Annotated in this window: 13 protein-coding genes and 1 pseudogene; 10 read left to right on the plus strand and 4 right to left on the minus strand. The window is 44.1% G+C overall.

Going from position 1 to position 21,101, the window contains the following annotated elements; translation table 11 throughout:
* Nucleotides 1-140: 140 nt before the first annotated feature.
* The gene (locus AACU32_RS17535) at nt 141-1,166 is read right to left on the minus strand and encodes a tetratricopeptide repeat protein (protein ID WP_096601669.1); all 1,026 of its coding nucleotides are present in this window, start codon (nt 1,164-1,166) and stop codon (nt 141-143) included.
* Between the two features lie 338 nt (nt 1,167-1,504).
* On the opposite strand from AACU32_RS17535, the gene AACU32_RS17540 reads away from it, so the two are divergent.
* The gene (locus tag AACU32_RS17540) at nt 1,505-2,443 is read left to right on the plus strand and encodes an alpha/beta fold hydrolase (protein WP_096601672.1); all 939 of its coding nucleotides are present in this window, start codon (nt 1,505-1,507) and stop codon (nt 2,441-2,443) included.
* A gap of 281 nt (nt 2,444-2,724) precedes the next feature.
* Here AACU32_RS17540 and AACU32_RS17545 read toward each other — a convergent pair whose 3' ends face one another.
* The 3 genes and pseudogenes from AACU32_RS17545 to AACU32_RS17555 all read right to left on the minus strand — a co-directional run.
* Nucleotides 2,725-3,444 (minus strand): hypothetical protein, encoded by a 720-nt coding sequence (locus AACU32_RS17545; RefSeq protein WP_096601675.1) that lies wholly within the window; start codon nt 3,442-3,444, stop codon nt 2,725-2,727.
* A gap of 700 nt (nt 3,445-4,144) precedes the next feature.
* Nucleotides 4,145-5,227: a photosystem II q(b) protein gene (gene psbA, locus AACU32_RS17550; protein WP_096601678.1), complete on the minus strand. Its 1,083-nt coding sequence runs from the start codon at nt 5,225-5,227 to the stop codon at nt 4,145-4,147.
* Nucleotides 5,228-5,915: 688 nt separating this feature from the next.
* Nucleotides 5,916-6,770, minus strand: a pseudogene (locus tag AACU32_RS17555) (prephenate/arogenate dehydrogenase); the annotation flags it as partial.
* A 68-nt stretch (nt 6,771-6,838) separates the two neighbouring features.
* Between AACU32_RS17555 and AACU32_RS17560 the strand changes: the two are divergent.
* The 9 genes from AACU32_RS17560 (at nt 6,839) to nifU (ending at nt 20,924) form a co-directional block, all read left to right on the plus strand.
* A complete protein-coding gene (locus tag AACU32_RS17560) occupies nt 6,839-8,404 on the plus strand; it encodes a pentapeptide repeat-containing protein (protein WP_096601684.1) in 1,566 nt (521 codons plus the stop codon).
* A gap of 57 nt (nt 8,405-8,461) precedes the next feature.
* The gene (locus tag AACU32_RS17565; RefSeq protein WP_096601687.1) at nt 8,462-9,055 is read left to right on the plus strand and encodes a DUF1517 domain-containing protein; all 594 of its coding nucleotides are present in this window, start codon (nt 8,462-8,464) and stop codon (nt 9,053-9,055) included.
* Nucleotides 9,056-9,224: 169 nt separating this feature from the next.
* On the plus strand, nt 9,225-10,112 hold the full coding sequence (locus AACU32_RS17570; protein ID WP_096601690.1) for a hypothetical protein: 888 nt from the start codon (nt 9,225-9,227) through the stop codon (nt 10,110-10,112).
* Nucleotides 10,113-10,827: 715 nt separating this feature from the next.
* Nucleotides 10,828-15,201: an ATP-binding protein gene (locus tag AACU32_RS17575; protein WP_339378012.1), complete on the plus strand. Its 4,374-nt coding sequence runs from the start codon at nt 10,828-10,830 to the stop codon at nt 15,199-15,201.
* A gap of 1,078 nt (nt 15,202-16,279) precedes the next feature.
* Entirely contained in the window at nt 16,280-17,728 is a 1,449-nt protein-coding gene (gene nifB / locus AACU32_RS17580; protein WP_096601696.1) for a nitrogenase cofactor biosynthesis protein NifB, read from the plus strand.
* Nucleotides 17,729-17,962: 234 nt separating this feature from the next.
* Entirely contained in the window at nt 17,963-18,313 is a 351-nt protein-coding gene (locus tag AACU32_RS17585; protein ID WP_096601699.1) for a 4Fe-4S binding protein, read from the plus strand.
* A 24-nt stretch (nt 18,314-18,337) separates the two neighbouring features.
* Nucleotides 18,338-18,673: a hypothetical protein gene (locus AACU32_RS17590; RefSeq protein WP_339378013.1), complete on the plus strand. Its 336-nt coding sequence runs from the start codon at nt 18,338-18,340 to the stop codon at nt 18,671-18,673.
* A gap of 11 nt (nt 18,674-18,684) precedes the next feature.
* The gene (gene nifS / locus AACU32_RS17595) at nt 18,685-19,893 is read left to right on the plus strand and encodes a cysteine desulfurase NifS (protein ID WP_096601702.1); all 1,209 of its coding nucleotides are present in this window, start codon (nt 18,685-18,687) and stop codon (nt 19,891-19,893) included.
* Between the two features lie 113 nt (nt 19,894-20,006).
* Nucleotides 20,007-20,924 carry a Fe-S cluster assembly protein NifU gene (gene nifU, locus AACU32_RS17600; protein ID WP_096608057.1) on the plus strand — a complete coding sequence of 306 codons (918 nt, stop codon included), beginning with the start codon at nt 20,007-20,009 and terminating at the stop codon, nt 20,922-20,924.
* Nucleotides 20,925-21,101 lie beyond the last annotated feature (177 nt).

Genomic DNA, 21,101 nt, shown 5'->3' on the forward strand with positions numbered 1-21,101 from the left:
AAAGTCAGAGAAAGTTTCGATCTAATGTTTGATATTCGAGAACTCAGCTATGGTTATATACCCGACTTCTTTCAGAAGTCGGGATATTGCAATTCAACAAAATTAATGTGGCGGAGTCTAGTTAGCTCTACCTAATAATCTCACGACAATGCATCAATGAACTGTTGTACCTTGACCACAAGTGGTTGATATTCGATTTGCTGAGCTAATTGTTGAGCGTTTTGGTAGCATGATAGCGCCAATTTTTTGCGTCTTCTTTTGGCGTATAGGCTACCCATATTGAGGAAAGTTGAACTTTCTCCCAAGCGATCGCCCAATTCTTGATAAATTGCCAAAGCTTGCTTGTATAATTTCAGTGCTTGCCAGTAATTTGCCAAGGTATTGTAGGTAAAACCCAGGTTGTTTAAAGTTGTTGCTTCACCGGCGCGATCTTTGATTGCCCGCCGTGTCAACAGTACTTGATAGTAGAGCAACAATGCTTGTTTAGGTTGTCCTAAATCACTGTATATAGAGGCAATGTTATTTAAGGTGGTAGCTTCGCCAACTAAACTTTTGACAGCTCGTTGAATTGGCAATGCTGCTTGAAAATATTCTAGAGCTTGCTCAAACTCGCCCAAAGTACTGTAGGCAAACCCAATACCATTGAGCGTCGTGGCTTCGCCAGAAAAGTCTCCTAGCAATCGCCGCATCCGCAAAATTTGGTTTTGCAGCAACAGTGCGCGTTTTGGTTCTCCTAACCGCGTATAAATTAGTGCTACATCATTGAGTGTGGCAACTTCACCTTCAGGGTCTTCTAATTTCCGGAAAATTTGCAGTGCTGCGTCAAAAGACTCTAGCGCTTGCGAAAACTTTCCTAAGCGGCTGTAAGTAGAACCTAAATTGCTCAATGCAGTTGCTTCAGCCCGCAGATTTCCAAATTCTTGAGCAACAGTCAGTGCCTGAGCAAAACAGTCTAATGCTTTTTGAGGTTGCCAACAACCGAGGTGAGCTAAACCAATGTCGTTTAATGCATGACCTTCTCTAGCTCGGTCTGGGATGATTCGAGCCAACTTTAAATTTTCGGTTGCAAGTGCGAGATATTCTTGAAATTCCCCCCGCTTGTAGTAGCGGGTTGCGCGATCGCGACGTTGTTCCCACTCGGTGACTGGATTTAAAGGTTGCTTCATCTGACCTCGGTTGCACTAATAGATAGGCTGGTTTTTCTTGAGCAGTTCCATCTGGGAATGAACCTCTCTCAGGTAATAATTCCCAAATTTTAGTTAACCATTATTCTCTATCTTTAGATATAAGACGTAAATAGAGTCTCTATAGTATAATTCCATACTTATTGTTATGTCTCATAAAAAGCCCCACATCTGTTTGTCCTTGTGTCTCGGTGTTAGACGGTATTTCAGGCAAACGAAAATTATCTGTGGTTCAATCTTCAAAAATGCTCTGAGGTAGATGTAGCACCAAAATATACTGCATTACAATTATTAAAGCTACTTCACATTTGTTTATAATCATGCAGGCAATTATCGCCCCGTCTACAAACCCAATTCCTGGACAATACTGGCAGTGGCGAGGGCACAAAGTTTACTATGTCAAAGCAGGGGAAAAGCAACCGCAACGTCCGCCTTTGCTACTAGTGCATGGGTTTGGTGCTTCCACAGACCACTGGCGCAAGAATATCACAGGACTATGCCAAGATTTTCAAGTATTTGCCATCGATTTATTGGGATTTGGACGTTCAGCCAAACCGCAATTGCAATACAGCGGCGACTTGTGGCGTGACCAACTCTATGATTTTATTAACGAAATAATTGGTCAAAAAACAGTTTTAGTAGGTAACTCTCTTGGTGGCTATGCTTGCTTGTGTGTTGCCGCACAATACCCAGATAATACAGCTGGTGTAGTCTTGTTGAACAGTGCAGGCCCTTTTAACGAACAGCCAACATCAGAACCAGAAGCTTTACAAACACAAATTCAGCCTCCCAAACAAGAATCGGGATTGCAGAAGTTGCTAGGTGATGGCGTGAAGTGGATGTTTCAGCAACCTTTAGCCCAGTTTTTATTATTTCAATACGTGCGCCAACGTTGGGTAATTCGCCAAACTCTAGAGAAAGTTTATTTGGATAAGAGTGCAATTACAGACCAGTTAGTGGAAGAAATTTATCGACCTGCTTACGATGCTGGTGCATTCGATGTATTTGTCTCAGTGTTTAGCACTCCCCAAGGCGAAAAAGTTGATGTATTGCTGAAGCAATTAACTTGTGATTTATTGTTGTTGTGGGGAGAAGCTGATCCTTGGATGAATGCTAGAGAACGTTCTCAAAAGTTTCGCCAATATTATCAACAAATACAAGAACATTTTCTCTTAGCTGGTCATTGTCCTCATGATGAAATACCCGATCAAGTAAACTCTCTTTTACGAGATTGGGTATTAGCAATTACTAAAAACTGAACCGTTCAATCGTATGGTGCGTTACACTCCGTTAACGTACCATCATAATCATCTTGAAGAAAGCTCTACAAATTTGCGAATATGATTATTCTTAGTTGAGTTGATAACAATCATATAAAAATTCGGTTTAAATTTTGAATAAAATTAGGTACTTGTAGGGTGCGTTATGACTTTATTCTCAGGCACAAAAACCTTGAAAATGCTGCCGTACCCTCATCGGTAACACACCCTACCTGTTCTTCAGAAATCAAATAATAATCCTCTATTCCCCTTGAAAATTACTACTTAAAAAGCAGGGACTTAATTTCTTGCTCTATGGAATCGCTAATAATTTCCGTTCCCATAGCAGGTTTGTCAAGATTCACCCTAATAAAATTAGTTTGATCATTTTCTGTAAATTTTTTATCATTATCAGAGTCTTTAATTATTTTCAAAAACAAGGCGTTCTGACTGGGGATAATCACCCAATTGAGAATTTTAGTATTATTCGGAGTAACTTGTACAAGATTTTTACCTGATAAATCAGATATATAGCCAAGTATGGCATCTTCAAAGTTAAGCTTTTTATCGGCGTTTGTATCTTGTTCAATAATTTTATATAACCACAATCTTGTAGGTGTTTTACCGACAACTTTTGTTTCTAAGAAATCAAAGGAATTGATAATTGCTTTTTTCTTTAATAAAAGATGAGTCTCACCATCTTGTTTCTGATAAAATATAAAATTATATATTTTGTAATCTCTTCCAGAAGAACGCGAAAGCCCATAACTACTATCTTTATCGGGATTTGCTTCTGTGGAAGTAACTGGAATCATCAAATAATCTGACTGCTCTTTAATAATTAAGTCGCCATAGTTAATATTCTGTTTTTGATTTGGCTTTCCAGTGGTATTTGCTTTTGTCTGCTCTATATTTCTGTTGTCAGTTGACTCACAAGAAAAAGCAAGTGTAGCGATAACAATAGCTGTAGTAATTTTATTCCAAAAACAATTAATAATCATTCAAATTGAACAGTCAAATATTGTACTATCCTATTGTATTCCTGGTTATAAACTTAGTCAGAATTATATTTTTATCACTAGATATAAGTTCGTAGTAAGGACTTTAGTACGAGCGTAAATTTAGGTACTCATTATCGCTTGTGAAAATCGCCACTATCAAACTCAAAAACCTGGTCAATGGTGACCAGGTTCGCTCGAATTCACAGTTTTCAAATCGTTAAACTTGTTAAGTGATTGCAAAAATCAACAACTAGGGTGGACATAACAACTAACAACTTCAGCATTTTTTGTTTTTCCGCTTTGGGATTTGGCTTGGCCTTTGTTTAAAAGACTTTATTGCCACTTCACTATTAAGATGCTGAAACTTGCTTGGGTGGATGACGGGAGACACCTGGTCATTTACCCTTTGGTTTGGTTTTACTTTGTGTGGTGTCCTATGAATATTAATCTAACACTAAGACAATTAGCTACAACCCTTTGTTTACTAAAGTTGATGTTTTGTTGAATTGTGCAATACATCTGAAAATTTTTACACAACACCGTCTTGAAAATCAGGCGGTACCTCGGCTCGTCTCGGTGACCGGGTACACAGAGGTGTAGATGGCAAAAGGAAGGGATAAGATTTTTCAAATAAAAAGCGCCCTCCCAATTGGGAGGGCGCTTTTTATTCACCCAAAAACTACATTATTGCACTCATAAATTAACCGTTGATTGCAGGAGCGCTCAGAGCAACAGGAGCAACATCACCAGCAGCCAAGTCTAGAGGGAAGTTGTGAGCGTTACGCTCGTGCATTACTTCCATACCCAAGTTAGCGCGGTTGATGATGTCAGCCCAGGTGTTAACTACACGACCGGTGGAATCAATCACAGATTGGTTGAAGTTGAAACCGTTCAAGTTGAACGCCATTGTGCTGACACCCAGTGCGGTAAACCAGATACCGACTACAGGCCATGCAGCCAAGAAGAAGTGCAGTGAACGGCTGTTGTTAAAAGAAGCGTATTGGAAAATCAAGCGACCGAAGTAACCGTGTGCCGCAACGATGTTGTAGGTTTCTTCTTCTTGACCGAACTTGTAACCGTAGTTTTGTGATTCGTTCTCGGTGGTTTCACGAACTAAGGAAGAAGTTACCAAAGAACCGTGCATTGCGGAGAACAAGGAACCGCCGAATACACCAGCCACACCTAACATGTGGAAGGGGTGCATGAGGATGTTGTGCTCAGCTTGGAACACAATCATGAAGTTGAAGGTTCCAGAGATACCCAAAGGCATACCATCAGAGAATGAACCTTGACCGATGGGGTATACCAAGAATACTGCGGTAGCTGCTGCTACTGGTGCAGAGAATGCTAAGCAGATCCAAGGGCGCATACCTAGGCGGTAAGACAATTCCCACTCACGACCGAGGTAGCAGAATACGCCGGTTAAGAAGTGGAAAATTACCAATTGGTAAGGACCACCGTTGTACAACCACTCATCTAAGGAAGCAGCTTCCCAAATGGGGTAGAAGTGTAAACCGATAGCGTTAGAAGAAGGAACAACTGCACCAGAGATGATGTTGTTGCCGTAAAGTAAAGAACCTGCAACTGGTTCGCGGATACCATCGATGTCTACTGGAGGTGCAGCGATGAAGGCGATAACGAAGCAAGCGGTGGCGGCGAGGAGGGTAGGAATCATCAGGACTCCGAACCAACCGATGTATAGGCGGTTGTTGGTGCTGGTGATCCATTCGCAGAAGCGATCCCATACGTTAGCGCTGGAGCGCTGTTGTAGAGTTGCTGTCATGGTTTTATGATTGCGTTTGGTTATGTATGAATCAGGCGTGTTTGTCTTTGCCTGTAATAGTACTTTACATTCATTTACAAAAGTTAATCAAGTACTTATAGTTTTGTAAAACTAATCACTCATATTAGTTTTACTTATTTAAAGGTAATAATTTTGACTGAAATAGGACTTACGCACTCTCAGCCTGAAACCTAGATCCCCCCAAGCTTGACAAGGGGGGAAGGTCTAAAGGCCTCTGGTGAAAAGGATTGGGGGATAAGAGTGCGTAAGTTCTGTGAACAACACAAGGATACAAGCCCCTCTCTGACAAAGTTGAGCCTGGATTTCTCACCACACCTCTCAAAGCCTGCGCTTGTGCAGGGGAGAGTTCTTGTACAAGTTCTTTCCCCTAGGTCACTGAGCTTGCCGAAGTGCTGCCCCTCTGCTCCATCAAACGCTTAAAGCTTGTGAGAAATGCGGGTGAGGTAGTGCGTTGGGGGCTGACTCTTACCATTGGTGTCAACTTAAGCTTAGATGTATACAGCGTAAGTCTTTGGGGATCTCTGTCTTAGCACCATAAACTTTCGATCCCCCCTAACCCCCCTTTCCAAGGGGGGAATTAGAATCTGAGCAAGCTTTTTAAGGGGGTTGGGGGATCAAATATCTTGATAAACATTGCCTTTCACGTTAAGTTGACACGTATGGACTCTTACTCAACAAATTTTGGTCGTACTTTTTGAGTGGACTGCAACTTCTCCTCTAAAGCCGTCCAATTTTCCTGCTCAATTAACTGAATCACTTGATCAAGCTGATGGCGATATTGTTGTAGTGAACCCAGCAAGGCTTGCTGATTAAACTGCGCCATCATTACTCCCAACTCTGGATTACCACCACCGACGCGGCTGGTATCGCGAAAACCGGAACTAGCTAAGTTTTGGGCTAGTTGCAAAACTGCGGGGTCGGTTTCACCCATGCAAGCGGCAATTAAGGAAGCACTGATCATTACGGGTAAATGGGAAATCCAACTGACAGCGCGGTCGTGTTGCTCTGGCTGACAATGGTAGATTTTTGAGCCAAGCGATCGCACAATTTCTTCTAATACTGAAACTGCTGCATTTGGTGTTGTATCTGTTGGTGTCAGTACATAAGGGCGATCGACAAATAAATGCCGCTGTGCTGCTTCTATACCACTATCTGCGGTTCCTGCCATTGGATGACCACCGACAAAATTCTGCCATAAAGGAGATATAGCCTGAACTATCGGTGCTTTTACTGATCCAACATCAGTGACTACTGTGGTAGCAGATAAGTGCGCAATTAATTGCTGAACTTGGGGAACAATAAGAGCTATAGGTGTACAAATAAATACAATCTCTGCTGTAGCTAAGAGACTCAGTTCTACTGAGGCCTGATCAACGCTACCCAGAGATACCGCCTTAAGGCAGGTTGCTTCACGACGACTAACTCCAAAAACATGATGTCCTTGCGATCGCAAATCGAAGCCCAAAGAACCACCGATTAGTCCGAGTCCTAAAATCCCAATTTTCATTTTTGATTTTGTTAGTTCATCTTTTAAGTATTTTCTGCGTACTTGACCACCTAATTAAAGTTGGTATCTGAGGGTTAGTATTTATGACTGTAGAAGAATTGTTAAGAAAATACACGGCAGGAGTTTTTGACTTTAGCGGTATTGACCTCTCGGAAGCCAACTTAAGTGGGGTCAAACTTGTTGGTGTGAATCTTACTCAAGCTAACTTGAGTGTGGTAAATTTGAGCGGTGCGAATCTCAGCAAAGCTAACTTGAGTAATGCCATACTCAATGTAGCAAGATTAAGTGGTGCGAATCTGGCTCAGGCAATTTTCAACCAAGCTAGTCTCAACGTTGCGAATTTAATTCGAGCCGACCTCAATCATGCCCAACTTAGAGAAGCCTCATTGATTAGGGCTGAGTTAATTCGTGCCAATCTGAGTGGTGCAGATCTGTTTGCAGCTAACCTTACCAACGCCGATCTGCGAGAAGCGACACTCCGACAGGCAAATTTACGCAAAGCCAACTTAAGTGGCGCGATTTTGCGGGGTTGCTCCTTAACGGGAGCAAACTTAGAGATGGCTAATCTCCACGGGACTGATTTGGTACACACAGACCTCAGTGGCGCAAATTTGCGAGATGCTGAACTGAGAAAAGCAAATCTGAGCCGTGCAAACCTCAGCGGCGCAGATTTAAGTGGAGCGAATCTCCGCTGGGCTGATTTGAGTGGGGCTAATCTCCGCTGGGCTGATTTAAGCGGCGCTAAATTAAGTGGAGCTAAGTTAATCAGCACAGATTTAAGTAATGCTAATTTAACAAATGCTAGTTTAGTACACGCCGATTTAACTCAAGCAAAATTAATTAAAGCAGAATGGATCGGAGCCGATTTGACAGCAGCGGTACTCACTGGCGCTAAACTTTATGCCACTTCTAGGTTTGGTTTAAAAACTGAAGGTATAACTTGTGAGTGGCTTGACCTTTCTCCCACAGGCGATCGCTCCATCATTCAAAAGTTTAATGCTGAAGATGCACGGGACTTTTTTAATGAAACCTCGCCCATTATCCGGATTATCGTCGATGCCCCCCTCGAACATGAAGCCAACTTTACCCTGGCTGGCGCATATTACCACATTTGGCGGCAATATCGGCGACTTCAACAACCACCCGCTATGGAAATTGGTCGCCGCCGGACTGTGTTCACATTCCGAGTCGATCGCGACGAAGATTTATTTCCCATTGCTTATATAGCTATTCTGCCATTTCGGGATGCCAGCAACACCCAACAAAATATTGAGGATGTGTTGGATATGATCAAAGGCGAAGATATATCTCACCTGGGTGTAAAAATACCCCATCGGGTGAGGAAATTAAGGGCGGCGATCGAAGAAGCTAGAATACAGGCTCAGTCAATTAAGGAAGTTCAAAAGACTCTGGAGTTGGCTGCAAAATTAAAATTTTTTAAAACTCCTACCCAGACAATATTAACAAATTCTAGTGCGCAAACTTTGATTATGTATGACAATCCCTATTTCGGTAAACGATTTATTAATCAACCCGAAAGCAATGGCACATTTTTTGATAATATAACCAATGAATCTACCCAATATCTTTTACCTTCAGTAAACATGATTAGAGAGTTTGTTAAAAGCTTTCATTTTATTGAAGAATGAACAATTATTAGTCAAATAATCGTTCATCAATCACTGAGAAATTTGTGGAGGATACAGATGCGTGATACTTTTAATAGAATGATTGGGCGGACTCGCTATGTAGTCTGCCGCTTGTTTCTGCATTTAGGTGGTTCGGACGTAGCGCCAATTTTAGGGCTATTTAATCGTGTTGCTAGAGAAGCAATCGATGCTGAAGGAGACTTACAAGTTTTAGGAGAAGGCTTGGTAGAAATCTGTGAAAACCTGTTGCGCTCTGACGATTACTGGCTGTCTGCCGCCAATGAAGGTGATGTATTTTGGAGCGAAGGCGAAGCGGGAGATTATGTCAATGAACTCTTTAGCGATTCAGCCGAAAGATACGGTGCTGACCTGGATTTAAGTTCTGATTCTGGAGTTAATGAACCTTTATCTATACCTGTAACACGCAATATTATTGTGATGATTACAGTGGCTGTTGAAGGAGAAGTACCGCAGTTAGAAACCGATTTATCCAACATTCAAGCCTTGAAAGAAGGTTTAAAAGCCTTAGTCAATTTGCACTACAACCATAAATTACGGGCAGTGCAGGTACATTTCTCACCAGCACAATTAGGTGATGAACTCACTAACGATCAGCTGTTGCAATATTATCCAGAATTAATTCCTTTGTAAGTTGTCATTGGGCATTCGGCATTGGGCATTTCTTATTTATCTCCCTTGTCCTCCTTGTCTCCCTTGTCCTCCTTGTCTCCCTTGTCCCTATCTCCTATTGACAGTGAGGTAGTCCGTACTTACTACATGTAGTGAAAAATTGTTAAGCTCAAATGAGGATACTAGTGCAATGATCATGACCATATTGCGTCGATTTACAGCCGTTTGTTTAGCCATGAGTTTGTGCTTGACAACAGTTGCTTGTGGGGGTGGTTCCGAGCAAACAACCCCTTCAGGTAGAAACGTTAGCCAAACATCTACGGTTACCAAGCTAAGTGATGGGCAGTATCAATTACAGCAAGCAACTTACGATGATGGTACTGGAGAGTACACGCTGTTTTTGATTAACAGTAAGCCCCCAACCTTTGTCACCGAGAACTTACAAATGGCTCGGCTGACAGATGAAGAAATAAAAGAAGGTAAGAAAAGTTACTTAAAAGTAGAAAATGGACAACCCGTCTTATACTTAACAGAAGACTTTAAAATTGAGTACGTCCATAACGTTACAGAAAACAGAACTAATCCCCAAACCGGACAAAAAGAAACAGTTGTTGTCCGCCAAGAAAATAACTTCTGGACACCCTTTGCTGCGGCTGTGGCTGGTAATATAGCGGGTCAAGCCATCGGTAGTTTATTGTTTAGACCCCAGTATTATGTACCGCCTGTCTACCAATCTGGACAAGTTTTGAGAGGCTATGGTGGATATGGCAGCAACTATGACCAAGCAGTTTCCAGCTACCGCAGCCGTTATAATGAACCACCAGCAGCCGTGAGAAATCGCACTGCATTCCGCACTACAGGAACAATTAGAAGAACATATCCTAGCGGATCGTCGGTACGGACTACACCAAGTCGTACCAATACTAACCGTCCTAGTGGTTCTGGTTTTGGCGGTAGTGAACTGAAACCTTCTAATGATTCCCGATCGCCCAGACGCACTCCTAGCGGTAGTAGCTTTGGTAGCGGTGGACGTAGTAGTGGTCGTCGCGCACCAGCTTTTGGTGGTAGACGGCGTTAAATATTCACACTTCTCCCAACGGTCGAATTTTGCATCAACTAAGGGAACTCCAAAAAATAAATTATGCCAAATTGTAGGGGCGGGGTAACCCCCACCTGTGTCAACTTAACGTGAAACCCTTATCAAGACTTAATTTTGAATTAAATCACCTACCATCAAGATCCGCGTTACCCCACCCCAGTTTTGCTGGCGCAAAACCTCCCCTCCCCGCTTGCGGGGAGGGGATTGAGGGGTGGGGTAAAATGCCTGTGGAATAAGCGTTTTGACTTAAGTTGACACCAATGGGTAACCCCGCCCCTACAAGTTGCGGGTTTGGTAGGTTAATGATTGGAATATTTTTTTATTTGGAAGTCCCTAAAGGTAAATAAAGATATTTTCTGATGTTCAGGGATGTGAGCTTTAATTGTTAACATCCCTGATTTTTTATATTTAAGTAACAAACAAATGTTGCAGATTTAACCCAGTAAATATTAGTAAAAATAAATGAGTATTTGGAAAAAACTCTCTAGCCGTTGATAAATTGGTGTAGGTTTTCTTAATACTTAAACTTCACTCTACGGATAGATTACTTAGTCTCTGCTAATGGCAGAAAATCTATGCTACGTATACAATGTGGCACTATATAATATATCGGCTTCCTATTAATAGCTACGGCTAAAAAGACGATAGCTCTGGATCAACCGATGCTTTGCACATTGATTCGGGGGCTGTAACTGTGACCCATGAGATAAACTCTAAAATCTCGGAAAATCTTTTTATCGGCGACAGTGACATGGCGGCACTCATGCGATCGCACGACTGGTCGCAAACGCCGCTCGGCGCAGTCGAAACTTGGTCACAGAGCTTGAAAACAGCCGTGCGCATTATGCTCACCTCTCGCCAAGCCATGTTTGTTTGGTGGGGTGACAACCTGATCAACCTGTATAACGATGCCTACAGAGCCATTCTCGGTGGCAAACATCCAGAAGCTCTCGGTCAAAAAGCTGCGGATGTCTGGCGAGAAATTTGGGATCAAGTGGGGCCGCGTGCAGAAACAGCGCTGTTCCAAAATCAGGGCACTTACGATGAAGCTTTGCTGCTGATTATGGAGCGTAATGGCTACCCAGAAGAAACATACTACACATTTTCCTATAGCCCTGTACCCAATGATGACGGCAGCACCGGTGGCATTATCTGTGCTAATACTGAGGATACGCCCCGGATCATTGGGGAGCGGCAATTGGCGCTGTTAAAGGAACTAGCAGCCAAAACAGCAGACGCACGCACATTTGATGAAGCCTGTACTTTAAGTATCAGATGTTTGGCAACCAACCCCTACGATCTGCCATTTGCAATGATTTATTTGGTGGAGCCGGAGCAGCATTGCGTCGCTTTAGCTGGAACTTGCGGAATTGAGCGCGGACACTTAGCTGTCCCGGAAACCGTTGCGCTTGATGATAATTCGCTCTGGCACTTTGCACAGGTGTTGACAACCCATGAACCCTATGTGATTTCTGATTTAGCATCGCAATTTAGCGATCTGCCAACCGGAGCCTGGGAGCGATCGCCCCATCAAATAGCTGTGGTACCGATCGCACCCTCAGGACGAACGGGCAAAGCTGGCGTATTAGTGGCAGCTTTAAACCCATTCCGGCTATTCGATGATAACTACCAAGGATTCCTGAACCTGGTGGCGGCGCAAATTGCTGCCAGCATTGCCAACGCTCAAGCGTATGAGGAAGAACGTAAACGCGCAGAAGCATTAGCCGAACTAGATCGCGCCAAAACCACCTTTTTTAGCAATGTTTCCCACGAATTTCGGACTCCGCTAACTCTGATGTTGAGTCCGTTAGAAGAGCTATTGGCAACAGATGACCTTGATGCAACACAACGGCAACAGCTAGCTTTGATGCAGCGCAATGGGTTACGCCTGTTAAAGCTGGTGAATACACTACTAGATTTTTCTCGCATTGAAGCCGGACGGGTGCAAGCGGTTTATGAACCTACAGACTTAGCCGCCTTCAGTGCCGAATTAGCCAGTGTCTTTCGTTCAGCCATAGAACAGGCTGGGTTAGAGTTTATTGTCATCTGTGAAACCCTGAGCGAACCAGTGTATGTTGATCGCGAGATGTGGGAAAAGATTGTCCTCAACCTGCTCTCGAATGCGTTTAAATTCACCTTTACAGGAGCGATCGCTCTGACACAGCGTCAAATACAGCAGCAGATTGTCTTGACAGTCAGCGATACCGGAATTGGCATTCCCCAAACAGAATTGCCCCAATTGTTTGAGCGGTTTCACCGAGTCGAGGGAGCGCGGGGTAGAACTCAAGAAGGTTCGGGCATTGGACTTGCATTAGTGCAGGAGTTGGTGCGGCTACATGGTGGTCAGGTACAGGTTGAAAGTATCGAAGGCAAAGGCACCACCTTTACCATCACCATTCCCATTGGCACAGCCCATTTACCGCCTGAGCGAATTCAGGCAACGCGAAAGTTAGTTTCCACCGCTTTAGGTGCGGCTCCTTACATTGAGGAAGCCTTACGCTGGCTACCAGAAGAGAGTGTGGGGAGTGTGGGGAGTGAAGATTTATTTGACAGTAACTCTTTTTCCTCACCAGTCGCCTCAGCTTCCCCACCCTATATTCTGCTGGTGGATGACAATGCCGATATGCGCGAATATGTCAAGCGATTGCTGAGTAGGTATTATGTGGTAGAGACTGCCACTGATGGCATGGCAGCATTAGAAGCGATCGCCAATCATCTGCCGGATTTGGTGCTGACGGATGTGATGATGCCCCGTCTGGATGGCTTTGGTCTGCTGAGTGCGTTGCGGAGTGAGAATCGCACCCGCGAAATTCCGATCATTTTGCTTTCTGCCAGAGCCGGAGAAGAAGCTAAAGTCGAAGGATTAGCCGCTGGAGCCGATGATTATCTGATCAAGCCATTTTCTGCCCGGGAATTGTTAGCGCGAGTCGAAGCAACTTTGAAGCTGGCGCAACTGCGACGGGATGCGATGCAACAGGAGCAGATGCTGCGACGAGAAGCAGAAATTGCCAAGCAGAATCTGGAAACTATCTTGTCAAGCATCAATGATGGGTTTTATGTCCTGGATCGCGACTGGCGGTTTACCTATGTCAACGATCGCTTGTGCGAGATCATGAGCATGGAGCGCCAAGAGATTCTTTCGCAAAACATTTGGGAATTATTTCCCGATATTATTGGCACTGACATTTATATTCAATTTCAGCACACATTAAAAGAACAAACACCTGTCCAGTTTGAGCATCTTTACACCGCCTGGAATCGCTGGTATGAACATCGGGTTTATCCTTCACCCGATGGATTGACTGTGTTTGCGGCTGACATTACTGCTCGCAAACAAGCTGAACTCGAACGGGAACACCTCCTAGTTCGTGAACGTCACTACATCAAACAATTGCAGGGATTGACCACAGCCGCCCTGGCAATTAATTCTGCCTTTTCTGTGGAACAAGTGTTACAGGTAATCACGGATCAGGCAGCATCAATTATTGGTACGCACCAATCTGTCACCAGCATGACAATTGATCGGGATTGGGCACAGGCAATTACCGCCATCTACTTGTCTGAGAAGTACGCTCAAAGGCAGAATTACGATCAACAGCCTGATGGGTCTGGTATTTATGCCTGTGTGTGCCATTTGAATCGCCCCATGCGGATGACTCAAGCCGAACTAGAGGCACATCCTCTTTGGCAAGGCTTTGGCAAAGAAGCAAAAAACCATCCGCCGATGCGAGGCTGGTTGGCTGCTCCCCTTGTAGGGCGAGACGAACAAAACATTGGGTTGATTCAGCTTTCAGACAAATATGAAGGTGAATTTACCCCAGCTGACGAAGCCATCCTGATGCAGTTAGCGCAAATGGCATCTGTCGCCGTGGAAAATGCCCAGTTATACGCAGCCGAACAACAAGCCAGGTCAGCAGCAGAAGCATCAAGAGAAGAAGCCCAAGCTGCCAACCGGATTAAGGATGAATTTTTAGCCGTACTGTCCCATGAATTGCGATCGCCCCTGAATCCTATTTTGGGTTGGTCACGGCTCCTGCAAAATGGCAAACTAGACGCAGCGAAAACAAAACAAGCGCTCACAACTATCGAGCGTAATGCCAAACTGCAAATTGAACTGATTGAAGACCTTTTAGATGTCTCTCGGATTCTCCAAGGTAAGCTCAGTCTCACCAGCAGCCCGATTAATCTCGGATCAATTATTAATGCGGCGCTGGAAACTGTGCGACTGTCAGCAGAAGCCAAGTCCATTGGGATTGAAGTAAACTTGAACCCTAAAATCGGAATGGTTTTGGGTGATTCAACCCGCTTACAGCAAATTATGTGGAATTTGCTCTCCAATGCTGTGAAATTTACACCCGCAGGCGGTCGGGTTGAAGTGCGATTGTCACAGGTGGAAAATCAGGCGCAAATTACTGTGAGTGACACAGGCAAGGGTATTTCTCCTGATTTCCTACCTTATGTGTTTGATTATTTTCGGCAAGCAGATAGCGCCTCCACTCGTAAGTTTGGTGGACTAGGTTTGGGATTGGCGATCGTGCGTCACTTAGTCGAGCTACACGGTGGCATGATTCAGGCGGATAGCCAGGGCGAAGGTTTGGGAGCCACATTCACCCTGAAGCTGCCACTTATGGCTACTCAGCCAAGTATCAATTCAGATTCTCAAGTGTCGGCATCATCCTTGAATTTGCAAGGAATTCAAGTTTTGGTAGTAGATGATGATACTGATACACGAGACTTTATGGTGTTTTTATTGGAACAAGCAGGGGCAAAAGTAATTGCCTGTACCTGTGCAACTGAAGCATTGCAAGCCTTAAGCGCATCCCCACCCGATGTCCTAATTAGTGACATTGGAATGCCCGAAATGGACGGTTATATGCTAATGCAGCAGGTGAGAGCCTTACCACCAGAGCAAGGCGGACAGATTAGAGCGATCGCCCTTTCTGCCTATGCTGGGGAAATAGACAAAAAGCAGGCACTAAATGTGGGTTTTCAACAGCATCTTTCTAAACCAGTCGAGCCAGACAATCTCGTCAGCGCGATCGTTAACTTAATGAATTCCCAGCCTTAGGGACTTCCAACTAAAAAAATATGCGATCGCTGTGTGGCTAGGGAGATGCGGGAAGTGTAGGGAGTCTGGGGAGAAATGGGACAAGGAAGACAAGGGGGACAAATAACAAATGACTATTGACAAATGACAAATGACTATTGACACGCAAAGCGCAGTCAAAATACTTATTTTAAGTTCTTGAGAAAAACAAAAATTCTGAGTAAAAATTAAATTTTTTGAAAATTATCTGCATTAATAGAGTTGTGATAACTAATCTGTAAGCCTTATATAGCAAGCTTTATCAGCGCTCTTGACTATCATTTCTAATGAAAAATTAAAAAATTATGAATTACATTTTTCCCTAAAAAAAAATGATATGTTGGATACAGAATTGAATTTCGCACGTATCTGGAGTAGAACATCGTAGCCTACTCCAGTTTTTCCCCCCTCAATCCCCTATCACTACTGGCTTTGGGTGAGGTTTGGGGGAAGTTTGAGTACATACCAAAAAGTCTAAAAATCAGATAAAAAAGCGCCCAAATTCTTGTGGGGACTGGATTTTGCCTGAGTACAAAGAAATCCTGTACCCCACTCCAGAAATACTTGTACCCCAATCGAAAAATACTAGCACCCCTACCCGAAGAAAATTTTTTTAATTATTGTAATGCCTAATGATTCAGGGTTTGAAAATTTGAGTACAAGCTTAATAAATCCAATAAATTCTATCCTCTACATACATCCGCCGACCTCAGAAACGGCTGATATAAATCATATATCGCCAATCACTTAACGCTTCTAAACAAAACAAAAGCCAAAAGTGAGTGGAGGGATGAGATAGCACCATGCCTGAAGTGAATAGAAGTCGCTGCTTACGCACAAATTCTACCCACGACCCTAACGTTGACACACACCAGCCGAAAATCAAGGATTGTCAGCCTGCCCTACTCTCAAATCGGATGTATTAACTGTATGACTCCGCCCAAGAGTAAGTTCCTGCGAGCAATATGAGTATAAGCTGCGACTTCGATTCCTGGGCATCAAGAGTAGCAACGGCATCTCTCACAATGGCAAGCCAGTCCACCGACCCTTGCGAAATTCAATGACACTACCGTCTACAGGACTCCTCACCTCCTCCAATCAGGAACCGACCACTACCCAAGCCAAATCAGGTGGTTGCGGATGCGACAGCAAAAGCAGCGCCACCGTGGAAATGGACGAAAAACTCAAGGAACGCATTGCCCAGCATCCCTGTTATAGCGAAGACGCACATCATCACTACGCTAGAATGCACGTTGCAGTCGCCCCTGCCTGTAACATTCAATGCAATTACTGCAACCGGAAATATGACTGTGCTAACGAAAGCCGTCCTGGTGTGGTTAGCGAATTACTCACCCCAGAGGAAGCAGCACATAAAGTATTGGTGATTGCAGGTAAGATTCCCCAAATGACAGTCTTGGGAATTGCTGGTCCTGGTGATCCATTGGCGAATCCAGAAAAGACTTTCCGCACCTTTGAGTTGATTGCAGACAAAGCACCAGATATCAAACTGTGCTTATCAACCAATGGTTTGATGCTGACCGAATATGTCGATCGCATCAAACAACTCAATATAGATCACGTTACTATTACCCTTAACACAATCGACCCAGAAATCGGCGCACAGATTTATTCTTGGGTTCACTACAAGCGTAAACGTTATAGAGGTGTTGAGGGAGCTAAAATTCTGCTCGAAAAGCAGATGGAAGGATTGCAAGCCCTCAAAGAAGCCGATATCCTGTGCAAAGTCAACTCGGTAATGATTCCGGGAATCAACGACCAGCACTTGGTAGAAGTTAATAAATTTATTCGTGAAAACGGCGCATTCCTCCACAACATCATGCCGTTGATTTCTGCGCCAGAACACGGCACACACTTCGGTTTAACCGGTCAGCGTGGCCCTACCACCAAAGAACTCAAAGAAGTTCAAGATAACTGCGCTGGTAACATGAAAATGATGCGACACTGTCGTCAATGCCGCGCCGATGCTGTAGGATTATTAGGAGAAGACCGCAGCCAAGAATTTACCAAAGATAAATTCCTAGAAATGGCTCCGGAATATAACCTAGAACAACGCCAAGAAGTTCACGAAGGTATTGAGAAGTTTAAACAAGAAATTAAAGCAGCCAAAGAAAAGGCGCTAACTGGCAAGAAATTTGCTAGCAATCCGAAAATCCTCGTTGCAGTCGCAACCAAGGGTAGTGGATTAGTTAACCAACACTTCGGTCATGCCAAGGAATTCCAGGTTTACGAAGTGGATGGTAATGAAGTACGCTTTATCAGTCACCGCAAAATAGACCACTATTGCCAAGGTGGATTTGGAGAAGAAGCCACTCTAGACAATATTATTAAAGCGATCGCAGATTGCAAAGCGGTTTTAGTCTCCAAAATTGGGAACTGTCCCAAGGAAGAATTGCACAAAGCTGGCATACAGACTGTTGAAGCTTACGACGTCATTGAGAAGGTTGCTTTGGAATATTACGAGCAATATGTCGAAGGACTAGGGAAATAGGGACTAGGGGCTAGGGACTAGAGATTAGAAAGAGTTTACCCCATGACGGCAGTTGCTACAAGTCGGCAAAGCCGCCCAACGCACTGCCTCCCCTATGCCCCATGACGGCAGTTGCTACAAGTCGGCAAAGCCGCCCAACGCACTGCCTCCCCCATGCCCCATGACGGCAGTTGCTACAAGTCGGCAAAGCCGCCCAACGCACTGCCTCCCCCATGCCCACAAAGGAGAATAGTCATGGCTTACACAATTACTAGCCAATGTATTTCCTGCGATTTGTGTCTGTCTGTATGTCCTACCGGTGCTATTAAAATAGTTGATGGTAATCGCTGGATTGACCCCGAACTTTGCACAAACTGCGTCGGTAGTATTCATACAGTACCTCAATGTAAAGCTGGTTGCCCCACTTGCGATGGTTGCGTTAAGCAATCCACTGATTATTGGGAAGGTTGGTTTGCCAACTACAACCGCGTTTTAGCGAAGTTAACAAACAAAGAAGATTATTGGGATCGTTGGTTTAACTGTTATTCTCAGAAATTCTCTGAGCAGTTGCAAAAGCGTCAACCCCAAATGAAGTATGAAGGATAAAGTATGAAGGATGAAGTATGAAGGATGAAGGATGAAGTATTAAACTTCGAGTTGAGAAATGGAAACTCCGAGCTGAGAACTAGAAACTCCGATCTGAGAACTGGAAACTTCGAGTTGAGAACTGGAAACTCCGAGTTGAGAACTGGAAACTTCGAGTTAAGAACTGGAAACTCCGAGTTGAGAACTGGAAACTTCGAGTTAAGAACTGGAAACTCCGAGTTGAGAACTGGAAACTTCGAGCTGAGAACTGGAAACTTCGAGCCGAGAACCTGGAACTGGGAGTTTCACCCTTCACCCTTCATCCTTCACCCTTCATCCTTCACCCTTCACCCTTCATGCTTCCTCATTCATAATTCATAAATTTAAAACCAATGCAAAGCAACTGCATTTATCTCGATAATAATGCCACCACGAAGGTAGACCCAGAAGTTGTAGAGGTGATGCTGCCTTATTTAACTGAATATTACGGCAATCCCTCTAGTATGCATACCTTTGGCGGACAAGTTGGCAAAGCCGTAAAAACAGCAAGAGAACAACTTGCAGCCCTGATAGGAGCAGATGAGTCGGAAATTGTCTACACTAGTTGTGGAACCGAAGGTGATAATGCGGCGATTCGCGCTGCACTGTTGGCACAACCAGAAAAGCGACACATTATTACGACTCAAGTTGAACACCCCGCAGTACTGAATGTCTGCAAACAACTAGAAAGCCAAGGTTATAGTGTTACTTATCTTTCGGTAAATGGTCAAGGACAATTAGATCTCAATGAGCTAGAAGCTTCCTTGACAGGTAACACCGCCTTGGTGACAATTATGTATGCCAATAACGAAACAGGCGTGGTTTTCCCAATCGAGCAGATTGGCTTGCGAGTGAAAGAGCATGGTGCTTTATTCCACGTCGATGCGGTGCAAGCAGTGGGTAAAATCCCTCTGAATATGAAGAATAGCACCGTAGATATGCTAACTCTATCCGGTCACAAAATACACGCTCCCAAAGGTATGGGCGCTTTGTATGTACGGCGCGGTGTCAGATTCCGTCCCTTCTTAATCGGTGGACACCAAGAACGTGGGCGGCGTGCGGGAACAGAGAACGTTCCAGGGATTATTGCTCTCGGTAAAGCCGCCGAACTGGAAATGTTACATTTAGAAGAGGCGACGAAAAGAGAAAGAAAGCTGCGCGATCGCCTGGAACAAACCTTACTCGCCAAGATTCCTGAGTGTGAAGTTAACGGTGATATTACGCAGAGATTGCCAAACACCACCAACATCGGCTTCAAATATATCGAAGGTGAAGCCATTCTGCTACTGTTAAATAAATACGGTATCTGTGCCTCATCCGGTTCTGCTTGTACTTCTGGCTCTTTGGAACCTTCCCACGTATTGCGGGCAATGGGCTTACCCTACACCACTTTACACGGTTCCATCCGCTTTAGCCTCTGTCGCTACACCACAGATGCTGAAATCGATCAAGTAATTGCGGTTATGCCGGAAATTGTCGAACGTTTGCGCGCCCTTTCACCCTTTAAAAATGATGAAGCGGGTTGGCTGCAAGCCCAGGAACAAACATTGGCTCATCGTTAGGGACTGGGGAATAGGGGGACAATTAACTGTTGACTGTTGACTGTTGACTGTTGACTGTTCTCCAATGCCCAATGCCCAATCTAAAATCCAAAATCCAAAATCTAAAATCGGCCATGTGGGACTACACAGATAAAGTATTAGAATTGTTTTACAATCCCAAAAATCAGGGAGTTATCGAAGAAGCTGATGACGCTGGGGTGAAGGTGGCGACTGGGGAAGTAGGTAGCATTGCTTGTGGTGATGCTTTGAGACTACACCTGAAAGTTGAAGTCGCCAGCGATAAGATTCTCGATGCACGCTTTCAAACTTTTGGCTGCACGAGTGCGATCGCATCTTCCAGCGCTTTGACAGAAATGATTAAGGGTTTAACCTTGGATGAAGCCCTCAATGTCTCCAATAAAGACATTGCAGAATACCTGGGTGGATTGCCAGAAGCGAAAATGCATTGTTCTGTGATGGGGCAAGAAGCGCTAGAAGCGGCTATTTATAATTATCGTGGCATTCCCCTAGCTACCCATGATGACGATGATGAAGGAGCGCTAATTTGTAGCTGCTTTGGCATCAGCGAATCCAAAATTCGGCGCGTGATTTTGGAAAATAACCTCACGGATGCAGAACAGGTAACAAATTATGTCAAAGCTGGTGGCGGATGCGGTTCCTGTTTAGCCAATATCGATGATATTATAAAAGAAGTTCAACAAGAGACCGCTACACCTGCACTCAACAACTATGGCGTGAAAGTTGCAACCAATATTGCTACTGCTAAACAATCACAACGTCCGCTGACTAATGTGCAAAAAATTGCACTGATTCAAAAAGTGTTAGATGAAGAAGTCAGACCAGTTCTAATTGCTGATGGCGGAGATGTTGAACTTTATGATGTAGATGGCGATCGCGTCAAGGTTCTGCTTCAAGGAGCGTGTGGTTCTTGTTCTAGCAGCACAGCAACTCTCAAGATTGCCATAGAAGCCAGGTTGCAGGATCGTGTCAGCAAGAACCTTGTAGTCGAAGCGGTCGAGCCATTGCTATAAAACTTACGCACTGCACAAATACACCTAATGTGCATCAACTAAGAGACAGTAGGATTTGACTGAGACAATTCACTTCGCATCAATGAATTCAGTCCTACCGACAACAAACAGCTAAAGCACATAGGCAAGTATTCAAGGCCTAATTGCGAATTCCCTAATCCAACTCGCTTCAAAGGA

Origin of the sequence: Calothrix sp. NIES-2100 (assembly GCF_963875285.1) — a bacterium.
Taxonomy (GTDB): Bacteria; Cyanobacteriota; Cyanobacteriia; order Cyanobacteriales; family Nostocaceae; genus Aulosira.

What these genes read in the sequence shown, in the direction of transcription:
- nifU (WP_096608057.1), top strand. Translation starts at nt 20,007, where the DNA reads ATGTGGGACTACACAGATAAAGTATTAGAATTGTTTTACAATCCCAAA.
- nifS (WP_096601702.1), top strand. Translation starts at nt 18,685, where the DNA reads ATGCAAAGCAACTGCATTTATCTCGATAATAATGCCACCACGAAGGTA.
- nifB (WP_096601696.1), top strand. Translation starts at nt 16,280, where the DNA reads ATGACACTACCGTCTACAGGACTCCTCACCTCCTCCAATCAGGAACCG.
- AACU32_RS17540 (WP_096601672.1), top strand. Translation starts at nt 1,505, where the DNA reads ATGCAGGCAATTATCGCCCCGTCTACAAACCCAATTCCTGGACAATAC.
- AACU32_RS17535 (WP_096601669.1), bottom strand. Translation starts at nt 1,166, where the DNA reads ATGAAGCAACCTTTAAATCCAGTCACCGAGTGGGAACAACGTCGCGAT.
- AACU32_RS17585 (WP_096601699.1), top strand. Translation starts at nt 17,963, where the DNA reads ATGGCTTACACAATTACTAGCCAATGTATTTCCTGCGATTTGTGTCTG.
- AACU32_RS17565 (WP_096601687.1), top strand. Translation starts at nt 8,462, where the DNA reads ATGCGTGATACTTTTAATAGAATGATTGGGCGGACTCGCTATGTAGTC.
- AACU32_RS17570 (WP_096601690.1), top strand. Translation starts at nt 9,225, where the DNA reads ATGATCATGACCATATTGCGTCGATTTACAGCCGTTTGTTTAGCCATG.
- AACU32_RS17560 (WP_096601684.1), top strand. Translation starts at nt 6,839, where the DNA reads ATGACTGTAGAAGAATTGTTAAGAAAATACACGGCAGGAGTTTTTGAC.
- AACU32_RS17545 (WP_096601675.1), bottom strand. Translation starts at nt 3,444, where the DNA reads ATGATTATTAATTGTTTTTGGAATAAAATTACTACAGCTATTGTTATC.
- psbA (WP_096601678.1), bottom strand. Translation starts at nt 5,227, where the DNA reads ATGACAGCAACTCTACAACAGCGCTCCAGCGCTAACGTATGGGATCGC.
- AACU32_RS17590 (WP_339378013.1), top strand. Translation starts at nt 18,338, where the DNA reads ATGAAGGATGAAGTATTAAACTTCGAGTTGAGAAATGGAAACTCCGAG.